Origin of the sequence: Algoriphagus aurantiacus (assembly GCF_035156405.1) — a bacterium.
GTDB lineage: Bacteria > Bacteroidota > Bacteroidia > Cytophagales > Cyclobacteriaceae > Algoriphagus > Algoriphagus aurantiacus.
Map to the genome: position 1 here is coordinate 93721 of NZ_JAXRUT010000008.1, position 13439 is coordinate 107159.

At 41.1% G+C, this 13439-nt stretch carries 11 protein-coding genes and 1 pseudogene; 5 read left to right on the plus strand and 7 right to left on the minus strand.

What is annotated here, in order from left to right:
- Nucleotides 1-319: 319 nt before the first annotated feature.
- Genes SYJ56_RS10145 through SYJ56_RS10155 form a run of 3 tightly spaced genes read left to right on the plus strand, consistent with a single transcriptional unit; the run spans nucleotide 320 to nucleotide 7215 of the window.
- Nucleotides 320-3604, plus strand: a complete 3285-nt coding sequence (locus tag SYJ56_RS10145) for a VCBS repeat-containing protein (protein WP_323833953.1) — start codon at nucleotides 320-322, stop codon at nucleotides 3602-3604.
- Nucleotides 3605-3664: 60 nt separating this feature from the next.
- Nucleotides 3665-3844, plus strand: coding sequence for a hypothetical protein (locus SYJ56_RS10150; RefSeq protein WP_323833955.1), 180 nt, complete (start codon nucleotides 3665-3667; stop codon nucleotides 3842-3844).
- 59 nt (nucleotides 3845-3903) lie between these two features.
- Entirely contained in the window at nucleotides 3904-7215 is a 3312-nt protein-coding gene (locus SYJ56_RS10155; RefSeq protein ID WP_323833957.1) for a VCBS repeat-containing protein, read from the plus strand.
- Between the two features lie 101 nt (nucleotides 7216-7316).
- On the opposite strand, the gene SYJ56_RS10160 is transcribed toward SYJ56_RS10155, so the two are convergent.
- The 7 genes from SYJ56_RS10160 to SYJ56_RS10190 form a co-directional block, all read right to left on the minus strand.
- Nucleotides 7317-7703: a nicotinate-nicotinamide nucleotide adenylyltransferase gene (locus SYJ56_RS10160; RefSeq protein ID WP_323833959.1), complete on the minus strand. Its 387-nt coding sequence runs from the start codon at nucleotides 7701-7703 to the stop codon at nucleotides 7317-7319.
- Nucleotides 7704-7743: 40 nt separating this feature from the next.
- Nucleotides 7744-8862, minus strand: a complete 1119-nt coding sequence (locus SYJ56_RS10165; RefSeq protein WP_323833961.1) for a 6-bladed beta-propeller — start codon at nucleotides 8860-8862, stop codon at nucleotides 7744-7746.
- A 50-nt stretch (nucleotides 8863-8912) separates the two neighbouring features.
- A complete protein-coding gene (locus tag SYJ56_RS10170; RefSeq protein WP_323833962.1) occupies nucleotides 8913-9152 on the minus strand; it encodes a hypothetical protein in 240 nt (79 codons plus the stop codon).
- A 186-nt stretch (nucleotides 9153-9338) separates the two neighbouring features.
- Entirely contained in the window at nucleotides 9339-9905 is a 567-nt protein-coding gene (gene nadD, locus SYJ56_RS10175; RefSeq protein ID WP_323833964.1) for a nicotinate (nicotinamide) nucleotide adenylyltransferase, read from the minus strand.
- Between the two features lie 125 nt (nucleotides 9906-10030).
- Nucleotides 10031-10603 (minus strand): guanylate kinase, encoded by a 573-nt coding sequence (gmk, locus tag SYJ56_RS10180; protein ID WP_323833966.1) that lies wholly within the window; start codon nucleotides 10601-10603, stop codon nucleotides 10031-10033.
- 2 nt (nucleotides 10604-10605) lie between these two features.
- Nucleotides 10606-10878: an anti-sigma factor gene (locus SYJ56_RS10185; protein ID WP_323833967.1), complete on the minus strand. Its 273-nt coding sequence runs from the start codon at nucleotides 10876-10878 to the stop codon at nucleotides 10606-10608.
- Nucleotides 10879-10891: 13 nt separating this feature from the next.
- Nucleotides 10892-11488, minus strand: a complete 597-nt coding sequence (locus tag SYJ56_RS10190; protein ID WP_323827093.1) for a sigma-70 family RNA polymerase sigma factor — start codon at nucleotides 11486-11488, stop codon at nucleotides 10892-10894.
- Nucleotides 11489-11612: 124 nt separating this feature from the next.
- Between SYJ56_RS10190 and SYJ56_RS10195 the strand changes: the two genes are divergently transcribed.
- Nucleotides 11613-12452 (plus strand): lysophospholipid acyltransferase family protein, encoded by an 840-nt coding sequence (locus tag SYJ56_RS10195; protein WP_323833969.1) that lies wholly within the window; start codon nucleotides 11613-11615, stop codon nucleotides 12450-12452.
- A 138-nt stretch (nucleotides 12453-12590) separates the two neighbouring features.
- A pseudogene (locus SYJ56_RS10200) lies at nucleotides 12591-13436 on the plus strand (lysophospholipid acyltransferase family protein); the annotation flags it as partial.
- Between the last annotated feature and the right edge of the window lie 3 nt (nucleotides 13437-13439).

Below are 13439 nucleotides of genomic sequence, written 5' to 3' on the forward strand. Positions count from 1 at the left end.
AAATTAAAGTCTTTGACCTTTGGAGAAAGAGAGTGAAATGTTTGAAGAAGCTTCAAGAAGAACTCGTTTGATCCGTTTTGTAAATGAATTGAAGACATGTGCATGAAAAAACAGCTTCTCAAGCTTTCAGATTAATTTCCTATTCCATTGCAATAAATCAATGCTAACCCTAACTTGAAGCAATACCCTTATGATTGATGGCATACAATTAATTTCTAAAAAAACTAGATGAAATCGAGTATGACTCAAGCGTCACACAGCCGGACGATTATAAAACCTGCGAGATTCCATGTGTCCAATTAAAATCAATTATAAACACATGAAATTTAGGAATTACATCCTTCCGATTATTCTTCTATTTTCTTCCTGCCAAAAGGCACAGAAGGCTAATGATCCTCTTTTCGAACTTCTCTCAGAAGATCAAACAGGCATAAGCTTCCGGAATGACCTCGCTTACTCCGAAAAAATAAACCCTTACACATTTAGAAACTTTTATAATGGGGCCGGCGTGGCACTCGGAGACATCAACAACGATGGGTTGATAGACATTCTTTTTGCTGGCAACCAAACCTCCAACCGGTTATATCTCAATCAGGGGGGCTTGACATTCAAAGACATTACTCAATCCGCCGGCTTGGAATCAACCGGATATTGGTCCACAGGTGTGAGCATGGCAGACATCAACGGGGATGGCCTGCTTGATATCTATGTATGCAAATCAGGACCTGGAGGTGGCGATAATCGTCACAATGAACTCTTCATCAATAATGGTGACCTTACATTTTCAGAACGATCCAAAGAATATGGGCTTGCCGAGGAAAAGCTTTCGCAGCATGCAGTATTTTTTGATTTTGACAAAGACGGAGATTTGGATCTCTACCTTCTCGCTAATTCTGGACGATCAGTCGGTATATTTGACCTTCGCAAAGGTCAACGCGAAATCCGTGATCCCGATGGTGGCAACAAACTATTTAGAAATGATGGTGCAATTTTCACCGATGTAAGTGAATCCGCCGGGATCTACGGTAGTGCTATAGGCTATGGTTTGGGAGTGACTGTTGCAGATCTCAATCAGGACAACTGGCCGGATCTTTACATTTCAAATGATTTTTTTGAGCGTGACTATCTCTACCTCAACAATCAGGATGGCACTTTTTCCGAAGTTTTGCCTGAGACTCTGAAAGAAATCAGTATGGGTTCTATGGGTGCTGATATCGCCGATCTGGACAATGATACACGTCCTGATATTTTTGTAACCGAAATGCTTCCTACAGACTTGGCACGAGTTAAAACCAAAACTCCTTTTGAAGAATGGGACAAGTATCAGGCAAATGTAAAAGCCGGCTATCATCATCAATTCACAAGAAACACACTTCAGAGAAATCTGGGATTCAAGCCCGGAACCAAGGAGCCGATTTTCGTTGAAATTTCGCGCCAAACCGGAATGGACGCTACTGACTGGAGCTGGGGAGCTTTGATTTTTGATGCTGACAATGATGGCTTGAAAGATGTCTTTGTGGCAAATGGTATAGTGAAGGATTTGACGGATTTTGACTTCGTCGACTTTTATGTGAATAACCAGAGAAAAGTGCAAGGTTATAGAGAGGACTCTGTTCTCCTTACCAAAATGATTGACGAATTCCCTTCAATTCCCCAGCAGAACTTTTGGTTCAAGAACTTGGGAAACTGGGAATTTGAAAATCAGGCTGCCACACAAGGTTTACACCAACTCACCTTCAGCACAGGATCAGCTTATGGAGATCTAGATAATGACGGCGACTTGGATTTGGTAGTTAATAATCTCAATGAGCGTGCTTTTATTTACAAAAACACAAGTCGTGAAAACGGATCAGGCAATTATCTCCAACTGGACTTAGGCGATTCATTTGGGACCAAGATTACTTGCTATGCAAATGGAAAAACCTATTACCAGGAGTTTCAGCCTGTTAAAGGTTACATGTCGTCAGTAGATCCCAGATTGCACTTTGGATTAGGAGAAAATACAAAACTGGACTCTGTAGAAATTCTTTGGCCGGATGGAAAAACGAGTATTCTGAAAAATGTCTCTGCCAACCAAATTCTAACGCCGGATCAGGCTGATGCAGTTCTTTTAGAAGAACCTCTTCCATCCATAACTACACTCCTTTCCCTTTCTGATAAAGAAATTCCTTTTAAACATATTGAAAGCGAATTTGTTGATTTCGATAGAGACCGACTTCGATTTTGGATGATCAGCAATGAGGGTCCAAAAGCCGCTAAAGCAGATGTAAATCAGGATGGTTTGGAAGATCTATTCATTCCGGGTGCCAAAGGAAAATCGTCAACCCTTTTAATTCAGGAGAAAGGGGGGAAATTCCGCAACCACCAATCTGCTCTATTCGCAGAAGATAGTCTGGCAGAAGACGTGACCGCCTACTTTTTTGATGCAAACGGAGACGGTGCACCGGATTTACTAGTGGGCAGCGGAAGTATTGAGTTTGGATCCAATTCACTACTTTACCAAGACAGATTGTATCTGAATGACGGCAAAGGCAATTTTGTGAAAAGTAATCAGGTCTTCTCTTCTTTCCCAACCTCCTTTATTCTCAGCAATGACATCGATCATGATGGTGACGAAGATTTGATTATTGGAGCCAGAAGCATTCCGTTTGCCTATGGAATTCCTGCCGGAATCCAAGTTTGGGAAAATAACGGAAAAGGAGAATTTCAAAACATCACATCAAAATTCGGCGAGGCAATCCAGTCACTCGGAATGCTCACTTCAGGGGCTATTGCTGATTTAGATGGGGATGGAAAACAAGAACTTATTGTAGCAGGTGATTGGATGTCGATCAGGATTTTCACTATTTTAAAGGATCAATTTGTTGAAAAAACATCCGAATTCGGATTTTCCGAAACTCGTGGGCTTTGGAATTGTCTATTGGTTGAAGACATCAATGGCGATGGAAAACCGGATATTCTGGCAGGAAATTGGGGATTGAATTCCAGATTAAAAACATCTGAAAAATCCAAGCTCCGAATGGTGGTCAATGACTTTGACCAAAACGGATCTTTGGACCATATTCTGGTTTCATTCGACGGAACCAAGTCCAATCCATGGGTTATGAAAAACAGTCTGATAAAACAAATCCCTTCTTTGCGAAAGCAATTACCGACTTATTCCTCCTATCAAAACAAGACCTTAGAAGAGCTATTTCCTGAGTCAGTCATATCAAAATCACTAACATTACAGGCTGATTTACTCGAGACTTCGCTATGGATAAATGAAGGTAATGGGAAGCTATCTCTTAGCCCATTACCAAATGAAATCCAATCCTCACCAGTCTTTGCAATTTATGCACTTCCTTCCGAATCAGGTAATGCAACTCTATTCTTCGGAGGAAATCAAAGTCGCATTAAACCCGAACTCGGAGGACAAATGGGAAGCTACGGATGGGTACTGAAACCAAGCGGAAAAAACCAATGGAAAACCCTCCTTCCTGAACAAAGCGGACTATTCGTCCCCGGTGAAATCAGGCAGATTTTGTCAATCAAAATCGAAAACGAACCACATATTATCACATTGAGAAACAATGAAAAACCTATTGCATTTAAGCTTCAATAAATTTCTGCTTATCTTAATTTTATCCTTTTCTAAATGTCCTGCAAGTCAAAATATGAAAAAATGCAGTCCAGAGAATTATCTTCTAGAAAGGTTGAGAATGAGATATTTCTTGGTTTGGAGCTGGGAATGGATAAAAAATCCTTTTACGAAAAATGCTGGGATCTTAATGAAAAAGGACTTATTACAAATAGTCCTTCCGAAGTTTCAGTGGTTGACACTGCAACAATGGGTTCTACTTGAAATGGGAGAGCTGAAATCATAGATCTGAAAATTCAAAAACTGAAAGAAGAAAATCTCTCATGAAAAATAAATTGCTTGTACTTTTACTTTTAGCGGCATCCATCTCTTGTCAGAAGAAAGAGGAGAAAACGCCAACTTTATTTGAGCAAATCGATCCAAAAGATTCAGGGGTTGATTTTATCAATGAACTTTCATTTGATGAGAAGTTCAACATTTTCACCTACCGTAATTATTACAACGGAGGTGGCGTGGCATTGGGTGATGTGAACAATGACGGGCTTTTGGACATTTATTTCACTGCCAATCTGGGACCTAACAAGCTTTATCTGAATAAGGGGGATTTTAAATTTGAAGACGTAACTGAGAAATCAGGGTCAGGAGGAACCCGCGCCTGGAGTACAGGTATAGCCATGGCCGATGTCAATGGAGACGGCTGGCTGGACATCTATGTCTGCAATTCTGGAGACATCTCAGGCGACAACAAGCAGAATGAGCTCTTCATCAATCAGGGAGATGGCACGTTTATCGAGATGGCCGAGACATATGGACTGGCAGACCAAGGATTTTCCACCCATGCAGTTTTCTTTGATTATGACAAAGATGGAGATCTGGATGTTTATTTGCTGAATAACTCCTATCAGGCAATCGGAAGCTTCAATAAAATGCAAAATGAGCGTCCAAAAAGAGACCCTGTCGGAGGTGATAAGCTCTTCAGAAATGACGGGGACAAATTCACGGATGTATCTGAAGAAGCAGGAATCTATGGCTCAATAATCGGTTTTGGATTGGGAATTACCATTGGCGATGTTAATCAGGACACTTGGCCTGATATTTTTATTTCCAATGACTTCTTCGAACGCGATTATCTCTATATCAATAATCAGGACGGAACCTTCACCGAATCCTTGGAAAGCTCCATGCGCTCGATTAGCGCAGCATCTATGGGTGCTGATATTGCTGACATCAACGGGGACGGATTGCTTGACATATTTGTCACCGACATGCTTCCAGAACCACAAGCACGTCTTAAACAGGTTACGACATTTGAGAATTGGGACAAGTTCCAGTTTAACAAGACCCATGGTTACCACTATCAGTTTTCCCGAAACATGCTTCACATTAACAACGGCGACGGGACTTTCAGCGAAATTGGCAGATTGGCAAACGTGGAAGCTACCGATTGGAGTTGGGGTGCGCTGATGTTTGACATGGACAATGATGGCCTTCGGGATATTTTTGTCGCAAATGGAATCTACCAGGATATCACTGATCTGGATTACCTGAATTTCATAGATGACGAGCAGACTAAAAGTAAGATTGTTTCCGAGGGAGGAGTTAATTACAAAGCGCTCATTGATCCGATTCCTGTCAATCCGATCCCTAACTATGCCTTCCATAATCTGGGAGAACTGGAGTTTGAAAACAAAGCAACTGCTTGGGGACTTGGTCAAGCAATCCATTCCAACGGTGCGGCGTACGGAGATTTGGATAATGACGGCACTCTGGATTTGGTTGTAAACAATCTGAATAAATCTGCCCAGATCTTCAAAAATACGGGGAAAACCATATATCCTGAAAACCACTCCCTTCAGTTGAAATTAGAGGGTAAAAGTAAGAATACTCAGGCCATCGGAACCCAAATCCGAATTACCTCCGGAGGTAAAATCTTTTACTCAGAACAGATGCCCAACCGGGGATTTCAATCTTCGGTTGATCCAAAGATCACCGTCGGATTAGGCACTCTCACTCAGGTAGAGTCCATAGAAATACTGTGGCCAGACGGTAAATTCACTGAATTGAAAAATCAGCCGGTCGATCAGCTACTGGTGGTAAAGTGGGAAAATGCAGCCGAGCTTCCTGATGGAAAATCCTTTTTTGAAAAGAAAACAGCCCCACAATTTTCCAAAGTTGAAAACCCCGGATTGGAATTCCTCCATGAGGAAAATTCCTTTGTAGACTTTGACCGGGACCGCATGACGTACTTTATGTTTTCCACAGAAGGACCTGCGTTTGCCAAAGCCGATGTAAATGGAGATGGTCTGGACGATCTGTTCTTCGGAGGAGCTAGAACTTCCCCTGCCAAACTCTATTTGGCTGACCCATCTGGAAAATATAGAGAAAGCCCACAGGAAGCCTTTCTGGCCGATGCACTTTCTGAAGATACAGATGCAGTTTTCTTTGATGCCGATGGGGATGGGGATTTGGACCTGGTTGTAACCTCCGGAGGAAATGAATCCGGTTATGGGTCTCTTGATCTTTCAGACCGACTTTACCTCAATGATGGAAAGGGAAACTTTACGAAAAAACCTCAGGCAGGCTTTGCCTCAGTTTTTGGAAGCAGCAGCAGCGTCAGACCGATCGATATCAATGGAGATGGTGCTATGGATTTGTTTACTGGCGGAAGACTGATCCCATTCACCTACGGAGCTCCAGCCAGCAGCCAGCTTTGGATCAACGACGGCAAAGGCAATTTTACCGAACAATCTGCGACACTTGCCCCGGCATTTAAGGACTTAGGAATGGTGACAGATGCGAAAGTTCTTGACTGGGATGGCGATGGAAAAAACGATCTAGTTGTAGTCGGTGAGTGGATGGCACCTACATTTTTCAAAAATAGTGGGGGAAAGCTGGAAAAAGTGGAAATGCCGGGTTTAAACAACTTAAAAGGCTGGTATCGGACCATTGAAATTGGAGATTTTGACGGAAATGGATTGCCTGACATTGCCTTTGGGAATCACGGATTGAACACCCGACTCAAAGCTAGTGCTAACTCTCCAGTTAGTTTGTTTTTGAATGATTTTGACGGAAATGGATCAATCGAACAACTTTTCACACAGAAAGTTGGAGAAGTCCAGATCCCCTACGCACTAAAACACGAGCTGGAAAGACAAGTACCTGGAATTAAGAAAAAATACATGCGCTATTCAGACTACAACCATCAGGGACTTTATGACATTTTCTCTAAGGACATTGTAGACAAATCTATTGTTCAGGTAATCAACAACTTGGAATCAGGGGTTTTACTGAACCTTGGAGGAGGAAACTTTGACTGGAAGCCTTTTCCAAGATTTGCTCAGCGGTCATGGACATTTGCAATCCAAGTGATGGATATCAACAAAGACGGTGTTCTAGATTTGATACTCGGAGGAAATCTATCTCAGGTAAAACCGGAAATAGGGAAATTTGACGCAAGCTTTGGTGAAGTTCTTGTTGGTAAGGGTGACGGGACTTTCACTTTTTGGCCAAATGCTCAGCATGGATTGATGCTGGAGGGAAATATTCGCGCATTCAGCAAGTTAGGTGATGATAAAATTCTAGTCGTAAAAAACAGCGCATCAGCTGAGATATGGAAGTATTCAGTCAAAAAATGAGATTGCTTGATCTCCAATACCATTAGTTACAGCATAGAAAATTACCTGACTAACAACAACGGCGATAGATTAGCTGATATTTTCACTGCGGAAATCCTTCTTCACAAATGCAGCTTCAATTCCCGGATATAATTCGCCACTCCATCAGGAAGAAGGTATTTGAAAGAGTTGCCGGCAAGAATTGATTTGCGATATAACGTTGCTGAGATATCTAGTAAAGGCGCGTCGATCAGCTTGATATTCGGATGATCAAAAGAATTAGAGTCGCCAGGCCCGGGATAGACAAAGATCTCATAGTTGTCCAGAATCGTCTGGTAGTTTTTCCATCGCTTAAGCTGCACGAGATTATCCGACCCCAAAAACAAACAAAACTGGTGTTGCGGGTATTGATCCGTCAAATAGGCCAAGGTGTCGATAGTATAACTAGGTTTGGGCATACCAAACTCAACATCTGAGGCTCTGAAATTGAAATTATCCTCGGATAGCAAGTTCCACCATTTTCAGTCTGTCAAATTCATGAATGAATGTCTATTTCTCTTCTATAGAAAATAGCAACAAAATCAGCTCTTCTTGATCTACTTCAATTAAGGATTCAAATTGCTTTTGCAGTTTTGGATTCTGAGAAAAATCCCAAATCCCATCTTCGCCACTGGATAAGACTGCTGCAAATTCCTGAGTGGTAGTGAGGCCTTTGATTCCGTCATAGCCTACAGATCCTATTTCCTGCAGGATCAGGTCTTCGGTAGACACCAGAATTCTTTGCTCTTTGGAAAAAATTCTTCCTTGAAGACCACTGTGGTGTAAGGTGGTGAAGGATATAAACTGTCCACTGTGGAACAAATCGATTGCTCCTACATAAATATCGTTTTTCAAGAAAAACTGAATAGGATCAGGCTTTTCATTCAGTTGATAAGAGGGGCCATTGCCAAAATCCAAAAAATAGCTTGGTTTTAATGAGAAGTCTTGCAGATCTAAAGAATATAAGGTGTCCCTCAAGCCTATCGAAAGTAAAAAGCTATGCTCATCGATTTGGGAAATCAGATTTGTTTGATCCAAAGGACTGTCGTCCAGCAATGGATCAAAAGGGAATGCTATCAATTCCGTTTTACCATTTTGACTGACTTTCAGGTTGGGTTCACCATTGATAGCGCTGTTATTGATGAGGATTTCACCATTTCTTAAAAAGAATAAATCTGCATAGACTGTAGAATGTTCATGAAATTCTTCTTTCAAGAAATTCCCGTCGAGATCGAAATACATCTTTTTATCAAAGTCCATCGGGATCAAGACAAGTTGCATTTCAATAGGTGAGTAAAAAATATTTTCAACTCTCCTGTATTCTCCGGGCCCTTCCCCTACGCTATAAATATGATTGATGTATTCGCCTGATCTATCATAAATGAATACTGTATTGCCTTTCATCTGATCTAGGATGATGATTCGATTCTCTGCAAAAAGGATTTTGTCTATTCCACTGATCTCCGAAAATGGGTTGGGAGAGAGTCTGATTAGTTGTGGGTTATCGATTCTGAGATCTGAGGGATCTGTTGGCTGATGAACTTGAATAGTTTGAGTTATAGGATTGGGCTTGGAACAAGAAAAAATTAGACCTAACAGCAAAAAAGGAATATAGAAAGTTATTTTCATTATAGAATTAGTAGAGGTATGTTAATGAAAAACATGCCTCTGAATTTTAGTTACATATTAGTAAATGAACACGATGTAGTTGCCACTTTGGTACAATGCGCGCCAATCATTGCCCCTCCCAACGTAGTTTTTCGATTACATACAATGGTAGTGATTAATTCTCCATCTCGAATTACCTTATCTTTACAAGGACCTTCATCACCGCCTGGATAGGGCACACTTGCACCGACTTCAAAACCAGCACACATTATAGCCCCCATAAAGGCCATTCCAAATAGTAATTTTTTCATAAAACTTATAATTATGATTGTTTAAAAAAATCCCGGCCGGAATCAAAGTCTCACTTAAGACTTCGGTATAAGTTTATTTTTTTTTTTAGTCGCAAGGATTAGTTTGAAAATTAACTAATAATTAACGCACAAAACTCAAATTTTGATTTGAAATGCAGGTTGCTTTATATCAAAGCATTGTGATTTCTACAAATACAGCTTCTTATCCCGGATATAATCTGCCACACCCTCAGGAAGGAGGTATTTGACAGACTTGCCTGCAAGAATGGATTTGCGGATAAAAGTTGCTGAGATATCCAGTAAAGGTGCATCAATCAGCTTGATATTCGGATGATCGAAGGAATTCCCATCGCCGGGCCTGGGATAGACGAAAATCTCATAGTTATCCAAGATGGTTTGGTAATTCTTCCAGCGCTTCAGCTGGGCAAGGTTATCCGAACCTAAAAATAAGCAGAACTGATGCTGCGGGTATTGGTCTGTCAGGTAAGCGAGGGTATCGATGGTATAGCTCGGCTTAGGCATGGAAAACTCCACATCCGAAGCCCGAAACTGGTAATTGTCTTCAATAGCAAGCTCCACCATTCGCAATCGATCAAATTCATGAATTAGTGACTGGCGCTTCTTCAGGGGATTCTGTGGACTCACCACAAACCAGACTTGATCTAAATCTGTACTATCATGAAGTGTGTCTGCTATGATCAGATGACCGATATGGATGGGATTAAAGGAACCGAAATACAGACCGATTTTCATATGATGGTTAATTGTTTTCCAGTGGTCATATGCCTGCCTGTCCGGTAGGCAGGGAACCTTTGATGATTAAAACAATCATAACCTGAATGTTTAATGATTTTGTTAATCATGTCGGTTTCACAGCACTAGCGGGCTAAAAATTCGCTTACCAAGTATTCGGCCTCTGCACTGGATTTTGAAAATTCGTCATTGACTACAGTGACGTCAAACTGAGGTTCAAACTTGGATTCAAATTCTGCTTTGAACAAGCGACGGGAAAGGGACTCTTCGGATTCTGTGCCTCGATCATTTAGCCGCTCAGCCAGCACATTAAGACTGGGTACTTTCACAAAAATCGCCAAAGCCTGATCCCCAAAGTATTTTTTCAGGGCTAGCCCACCTTTTACATCCACATCGAAAATAACAGCCTTTCCAGAATCCCAGATCCGCTGGATTTCCTCTTTGAGTGTACCGTAGAAGTTGCCTGCATAGACTTCCTCCCACTCGATAAATGCGTTCTCGTCTATTTTTTTGATGAATTCCTCCTGAGAGAGGAAGTAGTAATCTTTGCCATGAACCTCATGTCTACCACGCTTGTCCCGCGTACAGGCAGAAATAGAAAATCCCAAATTTGGGATAGTTTGGATCAGGTGCTTCACGAGGGAAGTTTTTCCTGACCCGGACGGAGCGGAAAAAATAATGGCCTTACCTTTTGTCATGACTATTTAATATCCTGAATCTTCTGACGGATGCGATCCGCCAGCTCAGTAGGCACATTGTGCTTTGTACATTTAGTTTTCAATACATCACGAATTGCCTGCTCCAAGTGGTAATGTTCAAAACACGGTTGGCACTTGGCTAGCTTTTCCTTCAAGACTTCCTTGCCTGAATCTTGCAGTTCTCCGTCCAAAATACTTTCTAGCAACTCGAAGCATTTGCTCTCGTCGCTGCACTGCATCTTTCGCTTTCCAGATGGGTTGTCATTCATTTCCATGGGTATTTTTTTGTTATTCCTCCTCTTGGTCCGTATTATATCCCATATTATGGGCATAACCTTGAAGTTTCTCTTTCAAAAGATTCCTTGCGCGGTGCAATCTGGATCTCACTGTCCCAATAGGGATATCTAAAATCTTGGCCATTTCCTCGTATGTGAACCCTTCCAAGTCGCACAGGATAATCACTGTACGGAAATCCACTGCCAAGCTATTAAGCGCATTTGAGATCTCGTCTCCGAGCATATCCTTAACGGATTCAGCCCTAAGGTCACTAGTGCTTTGGTAGTGAACGTCATCTGAGTTGTAATAAGTTTCAACTTCCTGATAATCTACCTTCGTAGGTTGCTTGGATTTCTTCCTATATTCATTGATAAAGCTGTTTTTCAGAATTCTGAAAAGCCAAGCTTTAGCATTCGTACCCTGCTCAAATGAGTTGATAAACCGATAGGCCTTCAGGTAGGTATCCTGCACAAGATCTTTGGCATCATCTTCATCGAAGGTGAGCCTGTAGCCAAAATTGTACATTGAGTCTATGTGTGGCATAAACTCCCCATCGAAGATGGCATTTTTCTCTTCCTGAGAATATTTTCTGCGCTGAACTTCCGACATAAGATTCAAAAGTAACACTTGGGTCAATTTATAACTAGAAAATAGGAATAATTCGAACGCAACATATTTGAAATGCGTTCATGATTCTTCAAATTATTCCAACTAATACTAGCTTTCTAACGAGATGTTTGCACTTAGACTACTCTCCAGATTACCCTTATCGGTACTCTACATTTTTTCAGACATTCTCTATTTACTAGCCCGTTATGTGATTAGGTATAGAAAAGACATTATTGACACTAATTTAAAATTTGCTTTTCCAGAGAAAACTCCTGCTGAAAGAAAGACGATTCGGAATAAGTTTTATCGGAATTTTACAGATGCATTTTTTGCCGAAACATTTAAAATGCTAACAATTTCTGAGGTCGAACACAGGCACAGATTCCAGGTAGTCAACCAACAATTAGTAGATGCTCCAGTTAAAAATGGGAAAAGTTCACTGATGATGGCGGGTCATGTCTTTAATTGGGAGATGGCTATTTTAGGTGTCGCACTAAATACGGAAGTGACTGCGGAGACCGTTTATCTTAGGCTGAACAATGCTTTCTTCAACAAATTGATGATGGCTATCAGAACGCGTTTCGGAGGAATCATGACGGAGAAAAGCGCATTTAGACGCAGCATGATCACCATGAGAAGCACACCTAGAATCGTTCACTTGGCAGCGGACCAAAGACCTCCAGTGTCTGATAGCCGTTATACTAGGGAATTTATGAATAGACCTGCGCTGTTTTTTGAGGGAGGTGAAGTTTTATCTAAAAAAATGAATCTTCCCGTTTTCTATGGCCAGATGACCAAAATAAAGCGTGGTCAGTATCGTTTTGAATTCAAAGAACTTGCCACACCACCTTATGATGATCATGCTGTTCACAGTATAACTGATGAGTTTAGCCGAAGGCTGGAAGAAAACATCCGCATGCAACCTGACCTATATCTTTGGAGTCACAAGCGCTGGAAATTATAATATGCGGGCACGTGGACTTTTGCAAAAAGGAGAGCAAATGCTCACTTTGTGACTGATAAGAATTTAGGACAGAAAGAATTCGAGTGATTTCCTTTTCTTTGTGAAGAATTGACATGATCAGCACGATACACCCAAAACCTTATGACCTTTGTACTAAGGCTAATCTCTTTTCTTCCACTTCCTGTTCTTTATTTGATTTCTGATTTACTTTATTTGGTAGCAAGATTTATACTTCGTTACAGAAAAGAGGTAATTGATGATAATCTGAAACACGCCTTTCCCGATAAATCTGAAAAGGAACGAATTAAAATCAGAAACCGGTTTTATAGAAATTTCACTGATTCATTTGCAGAAACAATTAAGCTGCTGACTATCTCAAAGGAAGAGTTTGAAAGAAGATTTGAGATGATCAATACGCATTTGCTAGATGAAGCTGTTTCTTCCAGGACGTCCGCGTTACTGGTATCAGGTCATTTATTCAATTGGGAAATGGGGGTAATAGGCATCAACCTTGCGATTCAAGCTCCCATAGAAACGGTTTATCTAAAAGTGAATAATCCTTTCTTTGACAACCTGATCAATAGTATTCGGACACACTTTGGCGGAATAGTGACAGAAAAAAAGGCTTTTCGGAGGACCATGCTTACCTTAGCGAAATCACCAAGAGTGGTATTGCTTGGATCAGATCAACGCCCTCCGAAGTCGGAAAAAAGGTATAAAAAGGACTTCTTAAATAGACCTGCAGTATTCTTCGAGGGAGCAGAATTTCTTTCTAAAAAGATGAATCTCCATGTCATCTATGGCAAAATGACTAAAATCAAAAGAGGTCATTACCGCTATGAGATGATCAAATTGGCAGAGCCACCATATACTGAACACCAAGAGCATAGCATTACGGACAAGTTCTGTGACATGCTTGAAGACAATATCAAACTTCAGCCGGATCTTTACCTCTGGAGTCACAAGCGATGGAAAATCGCTTAAGCA